Raw genomic sequence first — 24,385 nt, forward strand, 5'->3', positions numbered from 1 at the left:
CTTCGATCGCACCGGGCAACGGCGCCACGGCGTGCGACGCAATCAATAGCTGGGGGAAACGACATGGCGGGATTGTTGCGCCGCGCGGCTGCTATTGCCGCGCCGATCGGGCTTGTGTCGATCATGGCTTCGCCGGCGCGCGCCGCGGGCTCAGAGATCAACACCGCCGACACCGCCTGGATGATTGTCGCCACCGCATTGGTGCTGATGATGACGATCCCGGGGCTCGCGCTGTTCTATTCCGGCATGGTGCGCAAGAAGAACGTGCTCGCCACCATGGCGCAGAGCCTCGCCGCGGTGACGATCATCTCCATTCTCTGGGTCGCCTTCGGCTATTCGCTGTGCTTCGTCGGCGACGGCCCATGGATCGGCACGCTCGACCGCTGGTTCCTCGCCGGCATGACCATGGACAGCGTCAACCCGGCCGCGAAGACGATCCCGGAAGCGCTGTTCATGCTGTACCAGATGACGTTTGCGATCATCACGGTGGCGCTGGTCGCGGGCGCGGTCGCCGACCGGATGCGTTTCTCCGCTTATCTGCTGTTCTCAGTGGCCTGGTTCATCTTCGTCTACATTCCGCTGGCGCACTGGGTGTGGGGCGGCGGCTTCCTCGCGAGCATGGGCGTGCTGGATTTCGCCGGCGGCCTCGTGGTGCATCTGTCGGCCGGCACCGCCGGCCTCGTCGCGGCGAAGGTGATGGGACGCCGTCATGGCTACGGCACCGAAAATCTCTCGCCGTTCGATCTGTCGCTTGCGGTGATGGGCACCGGCCTGTTGTGGGTCGGCTGGTTCGGCTTCAACGGCGGCTCGGCGGGCGCAGCCAATTCGCGCGCGGTGCTGGCGATCATCGCGACCCATCTCGCAGCGTGCTCCGGCGCGCTGACCTGGGGCGCGATCGAATGGTCGACGCGGCGCAAGCCTTCCGTGCTCGGCATGATTTCCGGCGCGGTCGCCGGCCTCGGCACCATCACGCCGGCCTCGGGATTCGTGGCGCCCTGGCACGGTATCGTCATCGGCGTGATCGCGGGCCTGGTCTGCTACTGGGCCTGCACCTGGCTGAAGCACCGCTTCGACTATGACGATTCGCTCGACGTGTTCGGCGTCCACGGCATCGGCGGGCTGACCGGGACCCTGCTGGCCGGCGTGTTCGCAACCAGCGCGATCGGCGGCACCGCCGGCCTGCTCGAAGGCCATCCGCAGCAGCTTCTGATCCAGCTGTATGGGGTCGCCGTCACCTTCGTCTGGTCGGCCGGCGTGAGCTTCGTCCTGCTCACGCTGGTCAGCCTGTTCGTGCCGTTGCGCGTCTCGCGGGAGCACGAGCTCGAAGGGCTGGATATTTCGCAGCACGGCGAGGCGCTGCAGTAATGGGCCTTGCGCAACACATAAGCCTGTGCTTATGTGTTGCCATGATCGAAGCCGACATCTTCAAGGCGCTGGCCGACCCGACCCGCCGCAAGGTCTTTGAGAAGCTTGCCGGCGGAAGCCTGAATGCGAGCGCTTTGCGCGACGGATTAGAGATCAGCCAACCGGCGATGTCGCAGCATCTTGCGGTGCTGCGCGGGGCGGGCCTGGTGCGCGAACAGCGGCAGGGCCGCTTTGTGAATTACGAAGTCGATCCCGAAGGAATTCTCGCCATCGGGACCTGGCTTGCGCGCTACCGCGCCTATTGGCCGAAACGCATGGATGCCCTCGCCGATCTCTTGAAGGAGATGGATCAATGAGCGACGCCGCGAAGCCTGATCCCTCCGACGCAGCTCTCGTCCTCGAATATGAATTCGATGCGCCGCCGGCCAAGGTCTGGCGCGCGGTGACCATTCCGGCGTTGCGCGAGCGCTGGCTGCCGGATTGCGACCTTGCGGGCGCCGAGCCGGAATCATCAATCCCAGGCCAGGAGGTGCGCTACCGGCTTCGCGATTCCGAACCGCCGTTTCGCGAAAGCCATGTCATCTTCCGGATCGAACCGAACGAGGATGGCGGCACCCGCTTCCGCATCATCCAGCAAACCTGCATGAAGCTGCCGCAGCCGGCCAACAGCAATGGCTGCCTGATGCGCGCGGCCGCCTAACACCAACACCACTTCACCACCCGCAGACATGGAGGTCGCCGATGCGCGACATGCTTCAGCTCGTCCCTATGGTCGTCGAACAATCCGCCCGCGGCGAACGATCCTTCGACATCTATTCGCGCCTGCTGCGCGAGCGCATCATCTTCCTCAACGGCGAGGTCAATGATGCGATGTCGGGCCTCGTCTGCGCGCAGCTCTTGTTCCTGGAGGCGGAGAATCCGAACAAGCCGATCAATCTCTACATCAATTCCTATGGCGGCGTGGTCACCGCGGGCCTTGCGATGTACGACACCATGCAATTCATCAAGGCGCCGGTGCATACGCTGTGCATGGGCACCGCGCGCTCGATGGGCTCGTTCCTGCTGATGGCCGGCGAGCCCGGTCACCGCGCCGCCCTGCCCAATGCGAGCCTTCACGTGCATCAGCCGCTCGGCGGCTTTCAGGGCCAGGCGTCCGACATCCTGATCCATGCCACCGAGATGCAGGAAACCAAGCGGCGCATCATCCGGCTCTATGCCCAACATTGCGGGCGCCCCGAGCCGGACGTGGAACGAACCCTGGACCGCGACCACTTCATGACCGCGCAGCAGGCGGTCGACTGGGGGCTGATCGACCGGGTGTTCACGGAACGCAGCGCCGCCTGACGGTCTCTGCCTGCAACCGTCCGGCGAGCTCGCCCCGCTTAAGCTGTTTGGCCGGTTACGCGCATTCCGTGAGCACAAGTGCGGGGGGTCCGATATTTCGCCGCACGACAAGCCCTGCAACAGGCGTCCGCCTTACGGAAATACCGTTCTGCTGCCCGGCGCATGAGCATCAATGTGTCGGCAGCTTGACGTGCCTTTATTTTAATCAGGCATGACCAGGTATTGAGCGCGGCGTAATAGCGCACCGCACCGCAATACGCGTCAAACGCGAAAACACCCGTTTTCATAGTCCGTTAGCCAACACGCCCGATCTGGCACGGCATTTGATTCTAGGGGTCCTGGCTGTGCCCGCGTAGTGAACTTTCTCCCTCGTGGCGAACCAGTCGAGAAACGCCCGGCCACGTCCGGACCGGGCCCAAGCGGGGATAGGACCCATGAAAATTGTTATGGCGATTATTAAGCCATTCAAGCTGGAAGAAGTCCGTGACGCCCTGACCGCCATCGGCGTTCACGGTCTCACGGTGACGGAAGTCAAGGGATATGGCCGCCAGAAGGGCCATACGGAAATCTATCGCGGCGCCGAATATGCCGTGAGCTTCCTGCCCAAGATCAAGATCGAGGTCGCTGTCGCCTCCGACCAGGTCGACAAGACCATCGACGCCATCACGACCGCCGCAAAAACCGGTCAGATCGGCGACGGCAAGATCTTCGTCATCAATCTCGACCATGCGGTTCGTATCCGCACCGGCGAGGCCGATGCTGCGGCCCTTTGATTTCGCGCTCAATCAAAATTCAATCAGGAGTAAATGAAATGACGTTTAAGCGTCCCTATGGCGCGGGATTGGCGGCTCTCGCAGTCGGCCTGTTCGCTGCGACCGCAGCCTATGCCGAGCCAACGGTCAACAAGGGAGACAACGCCTGGATGCTGACATCGACAGTGCTCGTGCTGTTGATGACGATCCCCGGCCTCGCGCTGTTCTACGGCGGCCTCGTCCGCTCCAAGAACATGCTCTCGGTCCTGATGCAGGTGTTCTACACCGTCTGCGTCGTCACCGTGATCTGGGCCGTGTACGGCTACAGCCTCACCTTCACCGGCGGTTCCGACTTCATCGGCGGCTTCTCCAAGGCCTTCATGATGGGCGTCACCACCGACTCGAAGGCTGCGACCTTCTCGGTCGACGCCAACATCTCGGAGCTCATCTATATGTGCTTCCAGATGACCTTCGCAGCGATCACGCCCGCCCTCATCGTCGGCGCCTTTGCCGAGCGCATGAAGTTCGCGGCGATCGCGCTCTTCATCCCGCTCTGGGTCACGCTGATCTACTTCCCGATCGCGCACATGGTCTGGTATTGGCCCGGCCCGGACATGATCCAGGACGCTGCCAAGGCTCTGGCTGCTGCGGCTGATGGCGCGGCGAAGACCGCGGCGCAGGCCAAGCTCGACGAGATCAACGCCGACGCAGGCTGGATCTTCAAGAAGGGCGCGATCGACTTCGCGGGCGGCACCGTGGTGCACATCAACGCCGGCATCGCGGGCCTCGTCGGCGCTCTGCTGATCGGCAAGCGCGTCGGTTACGGCAAGGAGCTGATGGCTCCGCACTCGCTGACCATGTCGATGATCGGCGCCTCGCTGCTCTGGGTCGGCTGGTTCGGCTTCAACGCCGGCTCCAACCTCGAAGCCAATGGCGGCGCAGCCCTCGCCATGACCAACTCCTTCGTCGCCACCGCAGCCGCCGCGCTGTCGTGGATGTTCGCGGAGTGGATCATCAAGGGTCACCCGTCCGTGCTCGGCGTCATCTCCGGCGCTGTCGCGGGCCTCGTGGCCGTCACGCCTGCCGCCGGCTTCTCCGGCGTGATGGGTGCGATCGTCCTCGGCCTCGTGGTCGGCGTGGTCTGCCTGTTCTTCTGCACCGTCGTGAAGAACGCGCTCGGCTACGATGACTCCCTCGATGTGTTCGGCGTGCACTGCGTCGGCGGCATCATCGGCGCCCTCGGCACCGGCATCCTCGTCAATCCGGCGTTGGGTGGTGCGGGCATCATCGACTACACCGCGATCCCGCCGAAGGTTGCCGATTACGACTTCGCAGCGCAGATGATCTCCCAGGTCTGGGGCGTCGGCACCACGCTGGTGTGGTCGGGTATCGGTTCGGCGATCCTCTACAAGGTCGTCGATGTGATCGTTGGCCTCCGCGCCAATGTCGAGAGCGAGCGTGAAGGCCTCGACATCACCGAGCACACCGAGCGCGCCTACAACATGTAAGTCTCCTCCCGGGCGCGGCCTCCTCGGAGGTCGCGCTCACAACTACGGTTTGGGGCACATACCCGGCAATGTCCCGGCCGTTGAGGGGCTCCAGCGCAAGTTGGAGCCCCTTTCTTTTTGGACCCGAGCACCGCTGGGCCGTCATAAGTTAAATTGCATTGCTGCGAGCTTGTTGAATATCATGCTCCCCATTTGGAGCAGGATTTCATGCGTCTGCCCTATTGCCTGGTCTGGTGCTTCCTGTTGCTCGCTTTGTCGAGCCTCGATGCCCGTGCGGACAAGCGCGTCGCGCTGGTGATTGGCAACGGCGCCTACCGAAACGTTCCCACGCTCGCCAATCCGACCAATGATGCGGCCGATGTCGGCGCGGCCCTCAAGCGATCGGGGTTCGATCCTCTGGTCGCGACCGACCTCGACCAGTCCGCCATGCAGGACACCATTCTTCGCTTCGCGCGTGAGGCTCGCGGCGCCGATGTCGCCCTGTTCTACTACAGCGGGCACGCGCTCCAGTTCGCCGGCGTCAACTATCTGGTGCCTGTCGATGCCGTCGTTCGCGACGAGGTCGATCTGCGCCGCCTGGTACGCGCCGACGAGATCCTGGCGGATCTCCAGCAGGCGAAGAACCTGCGCATCCTCGTGCTCGACGCCTGCCGCGACAATCCATTTGCCGACGAGTTGCGGCGAAACGTCGGACAGGGCCGTGGCGTCACCGTCTCTCGCGGCCTCGCCAAGATGGAAAGTCCCGAGGGCACCATCATTTCCTACGCGACACAGGCCGGCCGGACTGCCGACGACGGCAGCGGCCGCAACAGCCCCTATACCAGCGCGTTCCTGGAGCACATCGGCGACAAGGGCAACGTCAACACGGTATTTCAAACGATCAGCGCCGGCGTCTACCAGCGCTCCAAAGGCTTGCAAGTGCCGGAGCTGTCGCTGTCGTTCTTCGGCGAGTTCTACCTCAACGGCAAGCCCGAAACGGCGGCGTTGTCTCCTGCGACGCCTCAGGTCGATCCCTGCGCGGAGGCCAGCGACCATTGGCGTAGCGCGGAAGCGCTGGGAACGCTCGCGGCGTTCAAGGATCACCTCGCACGCTTCCCAGCGTGCGCGTTCGCAGATTTGGCGAAATCACGCATCGAGACTTTGGCGAAACCATCAGACGCCGCCAAGCGCGTAACCGCGTTCGATGGAACCTGGATCGCGAAGGAAACTTGCGAGAACAAGCCCCCGTTTCCCGAGGCCTATTTCCAGTATGCGCTGCGCGTCAAGGATGGCGTGCTGCACACTCTCTCCGGGGAAGAGGGCAAGCCCGGTGCCACAATCTATGACGGGAAGATTGAAGCGGACGGCAGCGCGACTGTCACCGTCAACGGGCTGATTGGCGAAAAGGATCCGCTTCGCCGCACCGCCGGCGCGCCCTATCAGTACAAGCTGGCACTCGAGCTGAAAGAAACCACCGGCGCCGGCGTCCGCACCGAGACCGGCCGACCGTGTCGGATGGAGCTCTCCAAGCTGACGACACCGAGCCCCGCTGCAAGTCCGGGCCAACCTGATTCGAAGCGGCCGACCAAGCGCGACGACAAGAGGGCCGTGCTGCCGCCAGATCAGGCCGGAGCAGGGCAACCACGGCAGACCGGAAGCGGCATGAGCTGTTCGTTCATGCGAAGCAGGTGCGCCACGGCGTGCGTCAGTATGGGCGGCCGCGCGGATTGCGCTTCAACCGCTTGTCCACGGCTGGAAGCCGAGTGCATGAGCAGCGGTTGCTGGCGCGGCCGGGGATTCAACGGCTGCGGGCTTGCCAAGCGATAGATGCACGAACCGGCTGCGGATGGTCTGCCTTTGTCCGCTCGCAAAGAAAAAGATTGCCATTCCGCACCGCTGGCGCAGAAATATCGACCACAAGAAACAACAAAAGGGAGGTCGTCATGCGTTTGGAAGGCGGATGCTATTGCGGCGAAGTGCGCTATGTCGCCGAGGGCGACCCAATGATGCAGGCGCAGTGTCATTGCCGCGAGTGCCAGTACATCTCGGGCGGCGCGCCCAACACCTTCATCGCGATGCCGGCGGCCGGCTTCAGCTACATCGCCGGGCAGCCCAAGCAGTTCACCCGCAAGGACCTCGAGCGCGCCGTCACGCGCGAATTCTGCGCCGAATGCGGCACCCATCTGGTGACCAAGGTTCCGGGACTGCCGGCTGCGATCCTGAAGGTCGGCACGCTGGACGAGCCTGCGCAGTTCCATCCGCAGATGGCGATCTACACCTGCGACAAGCAGGACTTCCACGCGATCCCCGCGGGCATGGCGACATTCGAGAAGCTGCCGGCGCACTAGAGCCGCGATGACGGCGCGCTCCCTCCCTCGCATGCGGGGGAGGGCTGGGGAGAGGGTGCCTCAACATCGGGACAGTCCCTGTTTGGAGAGAACCCTCACCCACGCCTCCGGCGCGACCTCTCCCGCAAGCGGGAGCGGTAAGAACCGCCGCAGCCATCCCGTTGTTATCCGGCCTTATTTTTCCTGCTCTGGACGGAGCCGGCGACCGATGGTTAATCGCGTCTTAACCTCGCCCTATCTATGGTGAACTGAACCGCTTCCCGTCGGCGCCTTGCTGCGACCGGCTGTTCCAAGAGTGCTGGCGTCCAGAATGGCTATGACCGCTTCATCCCGTGCGCCGCAGGACAGTGGAAGCTCCGATAGCGAACGCTCTCCCTTCGTCCGGCTGAACGAGCTGCTGGCACCCCATCAGCCCGGCAAGCCGTTGATTTCGCTTGCCGTCGGCGAGCCGCAGCATCCCGTGCCTGATTTCGTCGGCCCGGTGCTGGCCAAGCACATCGCCGATTTCGGCCGTTATCCCGCGAACAAGGGCACCGACCCGTTCCGCAAGGCTGCGGGCGTCTGGCTATCGTCGCGCTTCAAGCTGCCGCGCGCCCTCGATCCCGAGTGCGAGATTCTCGTCCTCAATGGCAGCCGCGAGGGGCTGTTCCTCGCCGCGATCGCGGCCGCGCGCTATGTCGGCCCGCGTCCCGGCAAGCCCGCGATCCTGATGCCGAACCCGTTCTATCCGGTCTATGGCGCCGGCGCCCGCGCCGCGGCTTGCGAACCGGTCTACCTGCCGACCACGGCCGAGAACGGCTTCCTGCCCGATCTCGACGCCATCGACGAGGCGACGCTGGCGCGCACGGTGGCGTTCTATCTGGCTTCGCCCGCCAACCCGCAGGGCTCGGTCGCCTCGCGCGATTATTTCACGCGCCTGAAGCAGCTCGCCGACCGCTACGGCTTCGTGATCCTCAGCGACGAGTGCTATTCGGAGATCTACACCCGCGAAGCGCCCGGCAGCGCGCTCGAATGCGCCGGCCCTGATTTCACCCGCGTGGTTGCGTTCCAGTCGCTGTCGAAGCGCTCCAACCTGCCGGGCCTGCGCGTCGGCTTCGCCGCCGGCGACAAAAAACTCATCGGCATGTTCCTCGAGCTGCGCAATATCGCGGCGCCGCAGGTGCCGGTACCGCTCCAGCATGTCGCGACCGTCGCTTACGGCGACGAGGCGCATGTCGAGGAGAACCGCAGGCTCTACCGGATCAAGTTCGATCTCGCCGACCAGATCATCGGCAATCGCTACGGCTATCGCCGGCCCGACGCCGGCTTCTGCGTCTGGCTCAACACGTCCGAAATCGGCGACGACGTGTCTGTGTGCCTGAAACTCTTCAAGGAAGCAGGCGTGCGCGTGGTGCCCGGCAGCTATCTGGCGCGGCTCCAGCCCGACGGCTTCAATCCCGGCGCAGGCTACATTCGCCTTGCGCTGGTGCAGGATGGCGAGACTACGGCGCAGGCGCTGCACCGCCTGGTCGAGACTCTGGGTTAGGCGGGGCCCGTGAGCATGTCGACAATCGAACGTGTCATTCCCTTGGTCGGCCATCTGCCGCCCTCGATCCGCGAGGGGTTGGCGCGGCGCGTGCGCGAGCTCAGCGGTCTCGGCCTGATCGCATTGTCGGGCGTCGCCTCGGCGGCGCTGATGACCTGGTCGGTGCAGGATCCCAGCCTCAGCCACGCAACGTCGCGGCCGATCCGCAACATTCTCGGCTATGCCGGCGCAATCGGCGCTGACCTTGCGATGCAGATCCTCGGGCTCGGCGCGATCATGCTGGTCCTGACGATCGCGGTCTGGGGGTGGCGCATGCTGACCCATCGCCCGTTCGACCGCGAGGCGCTGCGGCTCGGCTCCTGGATTCTCTGCACGGTGATCGCGGCGGGCTTCGTCAGCTGCTGGCCACATGGCGGCGCCTGGCCGCTGCCGACAGGCCTCGGCGGCGTGGTCGGCGATGCCTTGGTTCGCGCGCCCGCGGTGATCTTCGGACCGCCGGGCATGATCTATCGCATCGTGCTCGGCACGATCCTGTTCGCGGCGATGGCGGCGACCTTCCTGATCGCCTGCGGCCTCGGCGCACGCGAGCATGACGACGAACTCGCGGACATCGAGGACGACGACAAGCCGCTCGACCAGGACGAGGACAGCGATCGCGGTTCGGTGTCGCTGGGCTGGCTGTTCCATGCCTTGATGAGCACGAAGGCGCGACTGACCTGGTTGCTTGGTGCGGCCTACCGCTCGCTGGTCTCGAGCGGACCGAAGACCAAGGCCGTTGCATTCAGCCGCCAGGAGCCGAAGCTCGGTGGCGGCCGCACCGCGCCGTCGATCTCGCCCCAATCCGAAGACGAGCACGACGAGGACGAACACGAGGACGACGAGGAGGAGGAAGAGGAGGAGGAGCCGGCCGCGCGCGCCCCGCGTAAGAAGGCTGCGCCCAAGGCCGCTTCCAAGAAATCCTCCGACAAGTTCGAGCTTCCGTCCGTGTCGGTGCTGGCCGCGCCGAAGGCCGGCGATCGTCAGCCGCTCAGCAAGGCCGAGCTGGAAGCCAATTCGCGCGCGCTCGAAGGCGTGCTGCAGGATTTCGGCGTTCGCGGCGAGATCGTGAAGGCCCATCCGGGTCCCGTGGTCACGCTGTACGAGCTGGAGCCGGCGCCGGGCATCAAATCGTCGCGCGTGATCGGATTGTCCGACGACATCGCGCGTTCGATGAGCGCGCTGTCGGCGCGCGTCGCCGTCGTGCCCGGCCGCAACGCCATCGGCATCGAGCTGCCGAACGCCCATCGCGAAAAGGTCTATCTGCGCGAGCTGCTGGTCGCCAAGGAGACCGTCGATTCGGTTGCGAAGCTGCCGCTCTGCCTCGGCAAGACCATCGGCGGCGATCCCGTCATCATCGACCTCGCACGCACGCCGCACATGCTGATCGCCGGTACCACCGGCTCCGGCAAATCGGTCGCCATCAACACCATGATCCTCAGCCTGGTCTACCGGCTGCGCCCGGACCAGTGCCGCCTGATCATGGTCGATCCGAAGATGCTCGAACTCTCCGTCTATGACGGCATTCCCCATCTGCTCACGCCCGTCGTGACCGACCCGAAGAAAGCGGTGGTCGCGCTGAAATGGGCCGTGCGCGAGATGGAAGATTGCTACAAGAACATGGCCAAGCTCGGTGTGCGCAACATCGACGGTTACAACACGCGCTTGCTCGAATTGAAGGCCAAGGGCGAAGAGCCAACGCGCACGGTGCACACCGGCTTCGACAAGGAAACCGGCAAGGCGATCTACGAGGAAGAGAAGCTCTCGCTCGACCCGCTGCCCTACATCGTCATCATCGTCGACGAAATGGCCGACCTGATGATGGTTGCCGGCAAGGACATCGAAGGCGCGGTGCAGCGTCTGGCGCAGATGGCGCGCGCCGCCGGCCTGCACGTGATCCTCGCAACGCAGCGTCCATCGGTCGATGTCATCACCGGCACCATCAAGGCGAACTTCCCGACCCGCATCGCCTTCCAGGTCACGTCCAAGATCGACAGCCGCACGATTCTCGGCGAGATGGGCGCCGAGCAGCTGCTCGGCCAGGGCGACATGCTCTACATGGCCGGCGGCGGTCGCATCAGCCGCGTGCACGGACCGTTCGCGTCGGACGACGAAGTCGAGAAGGTGGTGCGCCACCTCAAGACGCAGGGACAGCCGGAATATCTCGAAGCCGTCACGGCCGAAGAACCCAGCGAGGACGAGGACGGCGCGGTGTTCGACGCCTCCGCCATGGGCGCGGATGGCGGCGGCGATTTGTTCTCGCAGGCCGTTGCGATCGTCAAACGCGACCGCAAGGCCTCGACCAGCTACATCCAGCGCCGCCTGCAGATCGGCTATAACCGCGCCGCATCGCTGATGGAGCGCATGGAACTGGAGGGCATCGTCGGACCCGCCAACCACGCCGGCAAACGCGAGATTCTGGTCGAGGAAGAAGACAGCCATATGTGAGGCGAGCCGCCTCGGACCACCATTTCACGCAAAAACGTTATCTGCTTTTGGCCGAAATCACGCTAAAAGGGCGCCCAGCCACACAGGACGACGCGTTGATCAGACATCCGGACATTCGATTCGCTGCCATCGTCGCCGCGCGAAGCGCGCGCATGGCCGGCGTGATTCTCGTCACCGCCGCGATGGTGAGTGCGGCGTCGTTCGCGCAGACCGTTCCCGTGCCGAAGCCTGCACCGAAGGGCCGCGATGGCAGTCCGGCCGGTGGAGGACCCACGGTCACCGGCGCGACCCAGACGCCGCCGAATCCGGTGATTCCGGATCCGCGCCGCAACGTGCCGAGCAGCATCTTCCAGACCTTCGATGCCAACCAGAAGGCCCAGGCGGCCAAGGTCAGCGCCTATCTCTCATCATTGTCGACGCTAGTCGGAAATTTCGTCCAGGTCGGCCCCGACGGCAGCAAGACGCAAGGCGACTTCTACATCCAGAAGCCGGGCAAGGTGCGCTTCGAATATGACGCGCCGAGCCCGATCGACATCGTCGCCGACGGATCGTCGCTGGTGGTGCGCGACCGCAAGCTCGCGACGCAGGACGTTTATCCGCTGTCGCAGACGCCGCTGCGTTTCCTGCTGTCCGACCGCATCGACCTGATGAAGGACACCAACGTCGTCAACGTCTCGGCCGACGACGTCTTCGTCAGCGTCACCATCGAGGAGAAGCAGGCGCTGGTCGGCACCAGCCGCCTCTTGCTGATGTTCGGCGCCAAGGACGGTCAGTTGAAGCAGTGGACCGTCACAGATCCGCAGGGCTACGACACCACGATCGCCGTTTATAATCTGGACACGAGCAAGAAGCTCGATCCCGGCATGTTCAAGATCGATTTTACCAATTACGGCCCGTCGCCGGGCTAGGTGCCGTAGGGTGGGTTAGCCGAAGGCGTAACCCACCATCTCGGTCCGCAAATTTGGAAGCATGGTGGGTTACGCTGAGCTAACCCACCCTACGATTCCGCTGCTGTGGACAAGCATTTTCCTCGCGCAAATCCATGCTAAGACGCATCCCTCATGCGTTTTTCCCTGACAACCTGGAACATCAATTCGGTGCGGCTACGCATCGATCTGGTCGCAAAATTTCTCAAGAGCTCGCGGCCGGACGTGCTGTGTCTCCAGGAGACCAAGTGCATCGACGACGCCTTTCCACTGAAGCGCTTCAAGCGGCTCGGCTACGAGCATGTCGCGCTGAACGGGCAGAAGGGTTATCACGGCGTCGCCATCGTCTCGAAGATTCCGTTCGAGTCGAAGGACATCCGCACCTTCTGCGACAAGGTTGATTCACGCCATATCTCAGTATCGTTCGGTGAGAAGGCCGGGATCGCGAAGCCCCTGGTGGTGCATAATTTCTACGTGCCGGCCGGCGGCGACATTCCCGATCCCGCGCTGAACGAGAAGTTCGATCACAAGCTCCGCTTCCTCGACGAGATGAAAGCGTGCGAGCCGTTGCATCCGCGCGGCGAGGATCGCCACATCCTGGTCGGCGATCTCAACGTCGCTCCGCATGAGAACGACGTCTGGTCGCACAAGCAGCTTCTGAAGGTGGTGTCGCACACGCCCATCGAAACCGAGAAGCTGCAAGCCGCGCTCGCCGCCGGCGAATGGGTCGACGTCGCGCGCGACCGCATTCCGATGTCGGAAAAGGTCTACACCTGGTGGAGCTACCGCTCCGCCGATTGGACCCTCGGCGACCGCGGCCGCAGGCTCGACCACATCTGGGTCTCGCGCGCGCTGAAAGACGCGGTCGGCGATTTCAAGATTTTACGCGACGCGCGGAGCTGGGAGCGTCCGTCGGACCATGTGCCCGTGACGGTGACGCTCGAGGTGTGATCTTGTAGCCCGGATGGAGCGTAGCGAAATCCGGGGCAGCTTTTCCGGAGGCACGAATCCCGGATTGCGCTTCGCTCCATCCGGGCTACGGCACTGCTAGCTGGTCAGCTTCGCACCCGCCATCAATATATCGCTGGCGATCTGGCTGGAGCGCACCGCGAATTCATCGCGAAGGCGGACGGCCGCGGCGGGGTCGCTTTCGAGCACACGCTGAAACAGGCTGCGCGCGACGCGGATGACGGAGGCGTGCTCGATCGCGATCGCGCTCGACGGCCGCTTCATCGGCACGATCAGCGCGAGCTCGCCGATCAGCGCACCGGGACTTGCGATCATCTCCGCGCCGGCGCCGTCGTCGACCCGGAAGGCGCCGCGCTGGACCACGAAGCCGGCATCGGCATCGTCGCCGAGATTGAACAAGACGTCGCCGCGGACGAAGTCACGCTGCTCGGAGCCGATCGCCAGCATGCGCAACGAAGTGTCTCCCAACAGGCGCAGTGTCGGGACACGCTCGAGAAGCGCTACATCGTCGTCGATTGACATTCAGGTCCGGGGCTCAAGGGCATGCAATCTAAAACGATTCGCACGCCCCAGAAGCGTATCACGGCACCAGCTTGTAGCCACCGGCTTCCGTGACCAGGATCTCCGGGTTCGCGGCGTCCTTCTCGATCTTCTGGCGAAGGCGGTAGATGTGGGTTTCCAGCGTGTGGGTGGTGACGCCGGAATTGTAGCCCCAGACCTCCTGGAGCAGGGTCTCGCGGGAGACCGGCATCTGACCGGCCCGGTAGAGGAAGCGGAGGATCGCGGTTTCCTTCTCCGTCAGCCGGACCTTGCGCGCGTTGGCGGCGGTCAGCATCTTGGAGCCGGGCCGGAAAGAGTAGGGGCCGACCGAGAACACCGCGTCCTCGCTGGCTTCGTGCTGCCGGAGCTGGGCGCGGATGCGCGCCAGCAGCACGGCGAAGCGGAAGGGTTTTGCGACATAGTCGTTGGCGCCGGATTCCAGCCCCAAAATCGTGTCGGAATCGGTGTCATGCCCGGTGAGCATGATGATCGGAGCCTTGAACCCACCCTTGCGTAAGGAGCGGACCACTTCGCGGCCATCGGTGTCAGGCAGGCCAACATCCATCAGGACGAGATCGGGGGCATTGGCCTTCGCGGCGCTCGCGCCCTTGGCGCCGGTATCGACCGCGGAGGCTTCGAATTCTTCGTGCAGCGACAATTGCTCCACCAACGTATCGCGCAGATCGGTATCGTCATCCACGATCAGGATCTTGCGGGCATTGGCCATAGGGGGTCATCCTTTTGGGGTCCGGCGCGGCGCGCATCCATGCTGCACCCAACCGAGAGGGAAGTTTAGGGGTCGCCGTTATTATTATTGTTCGTGTTGAAGTAGTGGGCTGTTACCGATTCACAAGCCAGAACCACTCTAACCCAGAATAGCAGGCCGTTTTGATGAATGTCCTGTAATGAATTCGACATCGCACGTTCACATGAAAAATAAAGCTGCTTCAGCTAGTTACACCATGAACCGAAGCGCCGGGCCGCTGTCGGCGATCCGCGTTAAGCCTGCTGCCGGGAATCCGCGCCGGGGCTGGCTGACCGCCGGAGCGCTGACGATTCCGGTGGCGCTCGGACGCGGCGGCATTCTGGCAAACAAGCGCGAGGGCGATGGCGGCACCCCGAGGGGCAGCTTCCGTCCCAGACGATTGTGGTGGCGGGGCGACCGGCACAGCCGCCCGCAGACCTTCCTGCCGGCCCGGATCATCACCGGCGAGGACGCCTGGTGCGAGGATCCCAAGGACCGTCACTACAATCAGGGGATCCGCCTCGGCGAGGGGCAGGGCGGCGACCGGCTCAAGCGGGCCGACCATCTCTATGACTTCATCATCGAAATCGACCACAATACGAGGCCTCGGATCGCCGGCCGGGGCAGCGCGGTGTTTTTGCATCTGGCCCGCGACAATTTCGGCCCGACCGCAGGCTGCGTCTCGATGACCGAAGCGGCGATGCGACAATTGCTGCGGCGGCTGGGACCAAAAACAAAAATCATCATCGGGTGAGGACACATGCTCGACAGGGATCAGATCGCCGCCGCTTCGCAGGTCCTGATCAAACATTGGCGCGACGGCACCAAGCTTGACGCGCTGGAGCCACCGTTGCGGCCTCAGAACCGCACCGAGGGTTACGCCATACAGGCCGCACTCAGCGGGACTTTGTTCGGCTGGAAGATCGCGGCGACAAGCGAGTCCGGACAGAAGCACATCAACGTCGCGGGACCGCTGGCCGGTCGGATCATGAGCGACACCGTGATCGCCGATGGCGGCACAGTCTCGATGAAGGGCAACGCGATGCGCGTCGGCGAACCTGAGTTCGCTTTCCGCATGGCGCGCGATCTGCCGCCGCGCGCGGCGCCGTATACTGTCGACGAAGTGCTCGCCGCCGTGGACAGCTTGCATCCCGCGATCGAGATTCCCGATTCGCGCTTTGCCGATTTCGCCAGCGCCGGCGAGGCGCAGCTGATCGCCGACAATGCCTGTGCGCATCTGTTCGTGCTGGGCGCGGCGACGCATGCGAACTGGCGTGCCATGGATCTCGTCGAGGAGCGGCCGCAGATCACGCTGCGTGGCCAGCGCTATCTCGGCCACGGCAAGAACGTGCTCGGCGATCCCCGCATTGCCCTGGTCTGGCTGGCCAACGAGCTGCGTGGCCTCGGCATCACCTTGCGGGCAGGAGAGGTGGTGACCACGGGCACGTGCCATCCGCCGCTGCCGATCCAGGCCGGCGATCAGTTTGTCGCGGACTTTGGCGCGCTGGGAAAGGTGGCGGTGGGGTTTGAATAGGCTCTTCCCCACTGTCGTCCCGGCGAAAGCCAGGACCCATACCGCGTGATCTACGCAAAGGGCAGAGCGGTCGTTGCCGCGGTGTTCGTCAAACAGACTATCGCGGTAATGGGTCCTGGCTTTCGCCAGGACGACCAAAAACAAATTCGCTTATGATCACCGGTGCCCGAAGATCGCACTGCCCACGCGCACATGCGTGGCGCCGAGCATGATCGCGGTCGCATAATCCGCGCTCATGCCCATCGAGAGCTTCTTCAATCCATTGCGCGCGGCGATCTTGGCGGTCAGCGCGAAATGCGCCGCCGGCGGCTCGTCCACCGGCGGGATGCACATCAACCCCGAGATTGTCAGCCCGTAGGTGTCGCGGCAGCTCGCGATGAAAGCATCGGCCTCGCCGGGGGCGATGCCGGCCTTCTGCGGCTCCTCACCGATATTGATCTGGACGAACAATTCCGGGTGCTTGTCCTGGGATTCGATTTCCTTGGCTAACGCCTGGCAAATGCTCGGGCGGTCGACCGAATGGATGGCATCGAACAGCGCGACCGCCTCTTTCGCCTTGTTGGATTGCAGCGGGCCGATCAGATGCAGCGCGATATCGGGGTAAACAGAAGTTAACGCGGGCCATTTGCTTTTGGCCTCCTGCACGCGATTTTCACCGAATACGCGCTGTCCGGCGTCGATGACCGGGGTAATTGCATCCGCGGCGAAAGTTTTCGACACCGCAATCAGCGTCACGGAGGCACGTTCGCGCCGCGCATCCCTGCAGGCGCGCGCGATTTCGGCTTCGACCGCGGCGAGCGCGTTTGGTGAATGGCCGGTTAGCGGCGCGGCGTTGGCTTCAGTCATGATGTCGCATCGGAGCTGTTGTTGCGGAGCTAGTTCTAATTTTACCGAGTTCAAGAAAGAGTTTTTGAACCCTTTGCTTTACCTTAGCCGCGGGGTGGGCAGCGAAGATGGCAAACGTCAGTTTCAACCGCAAACGAGCGAAACTCAAGCAGGTTCTCGGAATCCGGGCGCGGCTTGCGTTGCTCGCGGTAATTCTGGTGACGCCCTTGATGTTCGAGCGCATCCGTTCGCTCGAAGACACGCGCACGCGGCAGATCGCGCAGGCCACGGCCGAATTCACCACCGTTGCAAGACACAGCGCCGACGCGCAGCGCGAGGTGATATCGTCGGTCGAGACCATCCTGAAATCGGAAGCTTTCATCCGCGCCTCCGTCGGCGGCATCAGCAAGAGCTGTGACGTGCTGCGCGCGAGCCTGCCGTCGAATCTTCCCTGGATCCGCACGCTTCTGATCGCCGGCCAGGACGGGCGCATCCAGTGCGCCACCAACAACATGTATGTCGGCCTCGACCTCGGTGACCGGCCGTACTTCCAGCAGGCGCAGGAAACCGGCCGCTTCGTGCTGAGCGACTTCATCCTGTCGCGCCCGGTGCCGACACCGACCGTCATGGCGGTCTACCCGGTGTCCGCCTTCAGCGGCGTAGCGGATGCCGTCGTGCTCGCCACCGTCAACCTCGACTGGATGTCGAAGGTCATGAGCAATCTGGGTGGCCGCGCCGGCATCACGGCCGTGCTGGTCGACAGCGCGGGCACCGTGCTGGCGGCACCGGCCGACCAGCATAGTGCGATCGGACGTCCGCTCGACAACATGCCGCTGATGTCCGCGATCGCCGACAAGGCGCTGAGGTCTGACCAGGACGAAGGTTCACTCTCCTTCCTCGCCGCGGACGGCTCCCGCCGCGCGGTCAGCTATATCCGCATCGCCGGAACCAATGCCCGCCTGATCGCCAGCATCGACGAGGACAAGGTGTCCGCGGCCGTGAGCCGCGACATCCGCACCGCCTATCTCCAGCTCGCTTTCGTCGTCGTGTTCGTGCTGCTCGGCGCGCTGATCGCAGCCGAGAAACTGGTGATCAAGCCGATCAGGATGCTCGCCGACATGGCCAAGCGTCTGGGCGAGGGCGATCTGTCGGCGCGCGCCGCGCGCAATCGCCTGCCATCCGAGTTCGTGCCGCTGGCCCGTGCGTTCAACGCGATGGCCGCGCAGCTCAGCCAGCGCGAACGCGAGCTGATGGCGAGCAACGACCGGCTCACGGTGATGGCCTCGATCGACATGTTGTCGGGGCTCGCCAACCGCCGCGGCTTCCAGAGCCGCCTCGACTTCGAATGGATGCGCGCGCAGCAATATGGTAGCGACCTCGCGCTGTTGATGATCGACGTCGACCATTTCAAGCTGTTCAACGACACCTACGGCCATCTCGAAGGCGATTCCTGCCTGACCAGGCTCGGCGAGTCGCTGTCCGGCATCGCCGCCGACACGATGGGCTTCGCGGCCCGCTACGGCGGTGAGGAGTTCTGCCTGTTGCTGCCGAACACCGACATCGCGCGCGCCGTCGAAATCGGCGAACAGGCGCGCGCGGCCGTGCTGAAGCTGTGCCTGCCGCACATCACCTCCGACCACATGATCGTCACCGTCTCGATCGGCGTTGCCGCGACGAAGCCCAACGAGAGCTTGCGTCCGGGCGATTTGATCGAAGCCGCCGACGCCGCGCTCTACGCCGCCAAGCACCGCGGTCGCAACAACGTCGTCGAACACGGCATCATGGTGATCGACAACGGCGCGGCGGAAATGATGATGGCGGGTTAAGGGCTAACCCGCAGCCCCGGTGGCATCGAGCTCGCGCTCGGTGACCACGCGATTGCGGCCGTTGTTCTTGGCGAGATAGAGCGCGCGATCGCAGCGCTCGATGAGATCTGTGATCGGTCGAGATCGTCGAAGCTGGTGGCCATCGCAAGTCTTCGGGTCCTGGCCACCAACCTGGCATCGACCTCTTAATCACACCCCAATGGCGGCCGCACTATTTGCCCGGGACGGTCGCGAAGGTTCCCAAATTGCGGCAACCCATTGACCCCTTGAGGACTTCTATGGCCTAGTCCGCCGTCTTTAGCTGGCCCAGATCCACGAAAACCCAACGATTCCATGACCTCCGAACGCTACAACGCCCGCGACGCCGAACCGCGCTGGCAAGCCGCCTGGGACCAACAGGCGATCTTCGTCTCCAGAAACGACGATCCGCGGCCGAAATATTATGTGCTGGAGATGTTCCCCTACCCGTCGGGGCGCATCCATATCGGCCATGTCCGCAATTACACGCTCGGCGACGTGCTGGCCCGCTTCATGCGCGCCAAGGGTTTCAACGTGCTGCATCCGATGGGCTGGGACGCTTTCGGCCTGCCGGCCGAGAACGCCGCGATCGAGCGCAAGGTGGCGCCGAAGGCCTGGACCTACGACAACATCGCCGCGATGAAGAAGCAGCTCCGCTCGATCGGGCTGTCGCTGGACTGGAGCCGCGAGATCGCGACCTGCGATCCCAGCTACTACAAGCACCAGCAGAAGTTGTTTCTGGACTTCCTGCGCGAAGGCCTCGCCGAGCGCGAAAAGCGCAAGGTGAACTGGGACCCCGTCGACATGACCGTGCTCGCCAACGAGCAGGTGATCGACGGCAAAGGCTGGCGTTCGGGCGCCGTCGTCGAACAACGGGAAATGAACCAGTGGGTCTTCAAGATCACGAAGTACTCGCAGGAGCTGCTGTCGGCACTGGATACGCTGGACCGCTGGCCCGACAAGGTGCGGCTGATGCAGCGCAACTGGATCGGCCGGTCCGAGGGGCTGCTGATCCGCTTCGCGCTCGACGCGGCGACGACGCCGGCCGGCGAGAGCGAGCTGAAGATTTTCACGACGCGCCCGGACACGCTGTTCGGCGCGAAGTTCATGGCGATCTCGGCCGATCATCCGCTGGCGCAGGCAGCCGCGGCCAAAAATCCTGAGCTCGCCGAGTTCATCGGTGAGATCAAGCGGATGGGCACAGCGCAGGAGATCATCGATACCGCCGAGAAGCAGGGTTTTGACACCGGCATCCGCGCGGTCCATCCGTTCGATCCGAGCTGGAAGCTGCCGGTCTATGTCGCGAACTTCGTGCTGATGGAATACGGCACCGGCGCCATTTTCGGCTGCCCCGCCCACGACCAGCGCGACCTCGACTTCGTCAACAAGTACGCTCTCGGCAATACGCCGGTGGTGTGCCCCGAGGGCCAGGATCCGAAATCGTTCGTCATCACCGATACCGCCTATGACGGTGACGGCCGCATGATCAATTCGCGCTTCCTCGACGGCATGACCATCGATCAGGCCAAGGACGAGGTGGCGAAGCGTCTCGAGAGCGAGCTGCGCGGCAACGCTCCGGTCGGCGAGCGTCAGGTCAATTTCCGCCTGCGCGACTGGGGCATTTCGCGCCAGCGCTATTGGGGCTGCCCGATTCCTGTCATCCACTGTCCGAAGTGCGACGTGGTGCCGGTGCCGGATGCCGACCTCCCCGTGGTGCTGCCGGAGGATGTGAGCTTCGACAAGCCAGGCAACGCGCTCGATCATCACCCGACCTGGAAGCACGTGACCTGTCCGCAATGCGGCGGCAAGGCGCAGCGCGAAACCGACACCATGGACACCTTCGTAGATTCGTCCTGGTACTTTGCGCGCTTCACCGATCCCTGGAACGAGAACGCGCCGACGACGCCAGAGGTCGCCAACCGGATGCTGCCGGTCGACCAGTATATCGGCGGCGTCGAGCACGCGATCCTGCATCTGCTCTACAGCCGCTTCTTCACGCGCGCGATGAAAGCGACCGGGCACATCGCACTGGACGAGCCGTTCGCCGGCATGTTCACGCAGGGCATGGTGGTGCACGAGACCTACCAGAAGGCCGACGGCACCTACGTCCAGCCGGTCGAGGTGAAGGTCGAGACCGGCGCCAACGGCCGCCGCGCCACGCTGCTGACGTCAGGCGAAGACATCCAGATCGGTCCGATCGAAAAGATGTCGAAGTCTAAGAAGAACACGGTCGATCCCGACGACATCATCGAGACCTATGGCGCCGACGTCGCCCGCTGGTTCATGCTGTCGGACTCCCCGCCCGAGCGCGACGTGATCTGGAGCGATGAGCGCGTCCAGGGCGCCTCGCGCTTCGTGCAGCGGCTGTGGCGGCTGGTGAACGACTCGATCGAACCCGGCAAGGCCGCGCCGGCCGCCCGGCCCGCCGGCTTCGGCCCGGACGCCACCGCCTTGCGCAAGGCCGCCCATGGTGCGCTGGACAAGGTCACCACCGGGATCGAACGGCTGCACTTCAACGTCTGCCTCGCCCATATTCGCGAATTCACCAATGCGTTCGCGGAGGTCTTGCAGCGTCCCGGCCAGCCGGCTCCAGATTTGGCTTGGGCGATCCGGGAGGCGAGCCAGATCCTGGTCCAGCTGTTCTCCCCGATGATGCCGCATCTGGCCGAGGAATGTTGGCAGGCTCTCGGCCACAGCGGGCTGGTTTCCGAGGCCAATTGGCCCCAAATCGAGCGTGATTTGCTGGTTGAAGACAGTGTGACCCTGGTGGTTCAGGTCAACGGCAAGAAGCGGGGCGAGGTCACAGTTGCAACAGCGGCCGAGAATCCGGAAATCGAGGCTGCCGTTTTGGCCCTCGATGCGGTAAAACTGGCCCTGGATGGCAAGCCCGTCCGCAAGGTGATTATCGTCCCCAAGAGGATCGTGAATGTTGTCGGCTAGGATCCGCATCGCAGCCCGCTTGCTGGCGGTCGCCGCACTGGCGGCCATGACGGCCGGCTGCTTCCACCCGATGTATGCCGAGCACACCGACGGTACGCCCGGCCTGCGCGAGAAGCTGATGGGGGTCGATCTGCCCCCGATCTCCAAAGCCAATGCCTCGCGCGAGGCCCGCGTCGGCGTCGAGGTCCGCAACGCGCTGGCCTTCAAGCTCTATGGCACCGCCACCGGCATGCCGCCGACCCACCGCCTGGAGATCCGTTTCTCAAGCAGCAAGTCGTCGCTGATCGTCGATCCCAATACCGGCCTGCCGAGCAGCGAAAACTACGGCCTCGACGCCCAGTACAATCTGATCGAGGTCGTTAGCGGCAAGTCGGTAATGACCGGCACCACGTTCTCCCGCGTGTCCTACGACATGCCCGGCTCCTATCAGCGTTTCAGCCGCAACCGCGCAATACGTGATGCCGAGGATCGTGCCGCCAACGAGATCGCCGAGAACATCACGACTCGCCTCGCCTCGTTCTTCACCGCGGGCACTTAATTCATCCCGTCCCCCCGGTTCGCCCGGAATGACGAATCCCAGGCAACATGGTCGCGCTGCGCGGAAAAGAGATCGACGCCTTTCTCGCCCGCCCCGATGTGGGCCGTTCGATCATCCTGCTCTATGGACCTGACGCCGGCCTGGTCCGCGAACGCGCGGATGCGCTGATTGCCTCGGCTGTCGACGATCCCAACGATCCGTTCTCGCTGGTCAAGGTCGATGGCGACGAGCTCTCCGCCGAGCCGTCGCGCCTCGTCGACGAGGCCATGACGGTGCCGCTGTTCGGCGGCCGCCGCGCCATCCGCGTGCGCGCCGGCTCGCGCAGCTTTGCCAGCGCTATCGACACGCTGGCTGAGATGGGCGTGAAGGATTGCCGCATCGTGATCGAGGCCGGCGAGCTGCGCCCGGAATCGCCGCTGCGCAAGGCCTGCGAACGCGCCAAGACGGCCGTCGCGATCGCCTGCTATCCCGATAGCGAGCGCGACCTGGCCAAGCTGATGGAAGACGAGCTCCGCATCGCCAATTTGCGCATCGCGCAGGATGCCCGCGCGGCGCTGATGTCGTTCCTCGGCGGCGACCGCCAGGCCTCCCGCAACGAGCTGCGCAAGCTCACGCTCTATGCCCATGGCAAGGGCGAGATCACGCTGGATGACGTGATGGCTGTCGTCGCCGATGCGTCGGAGCTGAAACTCGATCCGATCGTCGATGGCGCCTTCGCCGGCCGGCCCGAGATCGTCGAGAACGAGTTTGCCAAAGCCATGATAGCGGGCACATACCCCGGCGTGATCATCTCTGCGGCGCAGCGTCAGGCGGCGTGGCTGCACAAATCGGCGCTCGCGATCGCCGACGGCACGCCCGCTTCCGCAGTACTCGACAGCGGCTATCCGCGCCTGCATTTCTCGCGGAAGCCCGCGGTCGAAACCGCACTGCGCAATTTCAGCGTAGCGCGGCTCGCCGCCATCATCGAGCAGCTCGCAACCGCCGCGCTCGACACGCGCAAGCAATCCACCCTCGCCGCCGCCATCGCCCAGCGCACGCTGATGGCGATCGCCGCGAACGCGAAGCGGCGGAGCTGAGCACGCCGCTCTGCCCCCCGTCATTGCGAGGAGCCCTTGCAACGAAGCAATCCAGAATCTCTCCGCGGAAAGATTCTGGATTGCTGCGCTCGCGATGACGAGGACGGTGCGTGTCCCTCATCCTGAGGAGCGCGCTCTTGCGCGCGTCTCGAAGGATGCAGGCCGGGCCCTCGCCCTTCGAGACGCCGCTCCGCGGCCCCTCAGCATGAGGGTGAGAGAGCGGAACTAGCGGCTACAGCGCGCCCTTCGCCAGCCGCCGCATCACCTCGTCGAGCTGATCGAGGTTGCGGTAGTTGATTTGGACGGAGCCGCCGGGATCGCGGTGGCTCACCGTGACCTTGAGCCCGAGCGCATCGCTGACGCGCTTCTCCAGGTCGACCGTGTCGGGGTCCTTTTCCTTCGCCCCCGTGCGCGCCTTCTGCGGCTTGCGCTCCGGCACGCCCTCTTCATGCGCCAGCGCCTCGGTCTGGCGGACGTTGAGGCCTTCTTCGACGATGCGCTTGGCGGCCGCGAGCGGATCAGGCACGCCGATCAGCGCGCGGGCGTGACCCGCGGTCAGCTCGCCGCTCGTGATCAACGCTTGCACTTCGGCGGGAAGCTTCGTCAGCCGCATCATGTTGGCGATGTGGCTGCGGCTCTTGCCAACGACTTTGGCGATATCGTCCTGGCTGCGTTTGAACTCGTTGGCGAGCGCGTGATAGCCGAGCGCCTCTTCCATCGGGTTGAGGTCTTCGCGCTGCACATTCTCGACGATCGCGAACTCCAGCGCATCGCTGTCGCTGATGTCGACGGGGACGATCGGCACTTCGTGCAGGCCGGCCATTTGCGAGGCGCGCCAGCGCCGTTCGCCGGCGATGATCTCGAAGCGGTCCTGTGCACCCTTCACCGGGCGCACCACGATCGGCTGGATCACGCCATGCTGCCTGATGGAATCGCTGAGCTCCCTGAGCTCGCTTTCCGAAAAGGTGCGGCGCGGGTTGCGCGGATTGGGCTTGATGAATTCGATCGGCACCTTGCGCTGCGCGCGCGGACGATCGACGTGCTGAGCCTCGCCGCCGACGTCACCGATCAGACTCGCAAGACCCCGGCCCAATCGCGAACGCGCTTCGTCGGCCATCGCCAGCTCCCTTGGATTCACGCTGC

22 protein-coding genes and 1 pseudogene are annotated in these 24,385 nt (G+C 64.3%); 18 read left to right on the forward strand and 5 right to left on the reverse strand.

The genetic code is table 11. The features are described from left to right. Positions 1 to 63: 63 nt before the first annotated feature. The 12 genes from FXB41_RS12085 (at position 64) to xth (ending at position 13,182) form a co-directional block, all read left to right on the forward strand. The gene (locus FXB41_RS12085) at positions 64 to 1,365 is read left to right on the forward strand and encodes an ammonium transporter (protein WP_219681885.1); all 1,302 of its coding nucleotides are present in this window, start codon (positions 64 to 66) and stop codon (positions 1,363 to 1,365) included. Positions 1,366 to 1,406: 41 nt separating this feature from the next. Next, entirely contained in the window at positions 1,407 to 1,721 is a 315-nt protein-coding gene (locus FXB41_RS12090) for an ArsR/SmtB family transcription factor (protein WP_035993871.1), read from the forward strand. Further along, positions 1,718 to 2,065 (forward strand): SRPBCC family protein, encoded by a 348-nt coding sequence (locus FXB41_RS12095; RefSeq protein ID WP_007598644.1) that lies wholly within the window; start codon positions 1,718 to 1,720, stop codon positions 2,063 to 2,065. The genes FXB41_RS12090 and FXB41_RS12095 overlap by 4 nt, the downstream gene beginning before the upstream one ends. Before the next feature lie 41 nt (positions 2,066 to 2,106). Continuing rightward, positions 2,107 to 2,709 carry an ATP-dependent Clp protease proteolytic subunit gene (locus FXB41_RS12100; protein ID WP_007598643.1) on the forward strand — a complete coding sequence of 201 codons (603 nt, stop codon included), beginning with the start codon at positions 2,107 to 2,109 and terminating at the stop codon, positions 2,707 to 2,709. 434 nt (positions 2,710 to 3,143) lie between these two features. After that, positions 3,144 to 3,482, forward strand: a complete 339-nt coding sequence (locus tag FXB41_RS12105) for a P-II family nitrogen regulator (RefSeq protein WP_007598642.1) — start codon at positions 3,144 to 3,146, stop codon at positions 3,480 to 3,482. A gap of 38 nt (positions 3,483 to 3,520) precedes the next feature. After that, a complete protein-coding gene (locus FXB41_RS12110) occupies positions 3,521 to 4,969 on the forward strand; it encodes an ammonium transporter (RefSeq protein WP_007598641.1) in 1,449 nt (482 codons plus the stop codon). A 207-nt stretch (positions 4,970 to 5,176) separates the two neighbouring features. Continuing rightward, positions 5,177 to 6,775, forward strand: a complete 1,599-nt coding sequence (locus FXB41_RS12115; RefSeq protein ID WP_219681886.1) for a caspase family protein — start codon at positions 5,177 to 5,179, stop codon at positions 6,773 to 6,775. Positions 6,776 to 6,891: 116 nt separating this feature from the next. Further along, entirely contained in the window at positions 6,892 to 7,296 is a 405-nt protein-coding gene (locus FXB41_RS12120) for a GFA family protein (RefSeq protein WP_007598639.1), read from the forward strand. 310 nt (positions 7,297 to 7,606) lie between these two features. After that, a complete protein-coding gene (locus FXB41_RS12125) occupies positions 7,607 to 8,821 on the forward strand; it encodes an aminotransferase class I/II-fold pyridoxal phosphate-dependent enzyme (protein WP_219681887.1) in 1,215 nt (404 codons plus the stop codon). 9 nt (positions 8,822 to 8,830) lie between these two features. Then, the gene (locus tag FXB41_RS12130; protein ID WP_219681888.1) at positions 8,831 to 11,305 is read left to right on the forward strand and encodes a DNA translocase FtsK; all 2,475 of its coding nucleotides are present in this window, start codon (positions 8,831 to 8,833) and stop codon (positions 11,303 to 11,305) included. A 152-nt stretch (positions 11,306 to 11,457) separates the two neighbouring features. After that, entirely contained in the window at positions 11,458 to 12,213 is a 756-nt protein-coding gene (locus tag FXB41_RS12135; protein ID WP_219681963.1) for an outer membrane lipoprotein carrier protein LolA, read from the forward strand. Positions 12,214 to 12,366: 153 nt separating this feature from the next. Further along, complete coding sequence (gene xth / locus FXB41_RS12140) at positions 12,367 to 13,182, forward strand: exodeoxyribonuclease III (RefSeq protein WP_007598633.1); 816 nt, start codon at positions 12,367 to 12,369, stop codon at positions 13,180 to 13,182. Between the two features lie 96 nt (positions 13,183 to 13,278). Here the strand turns inward: xth and FXB41_RS12145 are convergent, their stop codons facing one another. Continuing rightward, positions 13,279 to 13,722, reverse strand: coding sequence for a cyclic nucleotide-binding domain-containing protein (locus FXB41_RS12145; protein WP_007604089.1), 444 nt, complete (start codon positions 13,720 to 13,722; stop codon positions 13,279 to 13,281). A gap of 58 nt (positions 13,723 to 13,780) precedes the next feature. Further along, positions 13,781 to 14,467 carry a response regulator transcription factor gene (locus tag FXB41_RS12150; RefSeq protein WP_007598630.1) on the reverse strand — a complete coding sequence of 229 codons (687 nt, stop codon included), beginning with the start codon at positions 14,465 to 14,467 and terminating at the stop codon, positions 13,781 to 13,783. A 202-nt stretch (positions 14,468 to 14,669) separates the two neighbouring features. On the opposite strand from FXB41_RS12150, the gene FXB41_RS12155 reads away from it, so the two are divergent. Then, positions 14,670 to 15,239 (forward strand): L,D-transpeptidase family protein, encoded by a 570-nt coding sequence (locus FXB41_RS12155; RefSeq protein WP_219681964.1) that lies wholly within the window; start codon positions 14,670 to 14,672, stop codon positions 15,237 to 15,239. A 6-nt stretch (positions 15,240 to 15,245) separates the two neighbouring features. Next, positions 15,246 to 16,019: a 2-keto-4-pentenoate hydratase gene (locus FXB41_RS12160; RefSeq protein ID WP_219681889.1), complete on the forward strand. Its 774-nt coding sequence runs from the start codon at positions 15,246 to 15,248 to the stop codon at positions 16,017 to 16,019. Positions 16,020 to 16,175: 156 nt separating this feature from the next. On the opposite strand, the gene FXB41_RS12165 is transcribed toward FXB41_RS12160, so the two are convergent. Beyond that, positions 16,176 to 16,865 carry a YggS family pyridoxal phosphate-dependent enzyme gene (locus FXB41_RS12165; protein WP_219681890.1) on the reverse strand — a complete coding sequence of 230 codons (690 nt, stop codon included), beginning with the start codon at positions 16,863 to 16,865 and terminating at the stop codon, positions 16,176 to 16,178. A gap of 107 nt (positions 16,866 to 16,972) precedes the next feature. Here FXB41_RS12165 and FXB41_RS12170 point away from each other — a divergent pair, with 107 nt between their 5' ends. Beyond that, positions 16,973 to 18,670 (forward strand): diguanylate cyclase domain-containing protein, encoded by a 1,698-nt coding sequence (locus FXB41_RS12170; protein WP_007598626.1) that lies wholly within the window; start codon positions 16,973 to 16,975, stop codon positions 18,668 to 18,670. A 3-nt stretch (positions 18,671 to 18,673) separates the two neighbouring features. Here the strand turns inward: FXB41_RS12170 and FXB41_RS40615 are convergent. Further along, positions 18,674 to 18,781 (reverse strand): annotated as a pseudogene (locus FXB41_RS40615) (GGDEF domain-containing protein); the annotation flags it as partial. Between the two features lie 222 nt (positions 18,782 to 19,003). Here FXB41_RS40615 and leuS point away from each other — a divergent pair. The 3 genes from leuS to holA are packed head-to-tail and all read left to right on the forward strand — an operon-like array spanning position 19,004 to position 23,242. Continuing rightward, entirely contained in the window at positions 19,004 to 21,628 is a 2,625-nt protein-coding gene (leuS, locus tag FXB41_RS12175; RefSeq protein WP_219681891.1) for a leucine--tRNA ligase, read from the forward strand. Further along, positions 21,615 to 22,166, forward strand: coding sequence for an LPS assembly lipoprotein LptE (gene lptE, locus FXB41_RS12180; RefSeq protein WP_007598624.1), 552 nt, complete (start codon positions 21,615 to 21,617; stop codon positions 22,164 to 22,166). The genes leuS and lptE overlap by 14 nt, the downstream gene beginning before the upstream one ends. A 47-nt stretch (positions 22,167 to 22,213) precedes the next feature. Then, the gene (holA, locus tag FXB41_RS12185) at positions 22,214 to 23,242 is read left to right on the forward strand and encodes a DNA polymerase III subunit delta (RefSeq protein WP_007598623.1); all 1,029 of its coding nucleotides are present in this window, start codon (positions 22,214 to 22,216) and stop codon (positions 23,240 to 23,242) included. Between the two features lie 232 nt (positions 23,243 to 23,474). Here the strand turns inward: holA and FXB41_RS12190 are convergent, their stop codons facing one another. Beyond that, a complete protein-coding gene (locus tag FXB41_RS12190; RefSeq protein ID WP_219681892.1) occupies positions 23,475 to 24,359 on the reverse strand; it encodes a ParB/RepB/Spo0J family partition protein in 885 nt (294 codons plus the stop codon). Between the last annotated feature and the right edge of the window lie 26 nt (positions 24,360 to 24,385).

Source organism: Bradyrhizobium canariense, from assembly GCF_019402665.1.
Lineage (GTDB): Bacteria > Pseudomonadota > Alphaproteobacteria > Rhizobiales > Xanthobacteraceae > Bradyrhizobium > Bradyrhizobium canariense.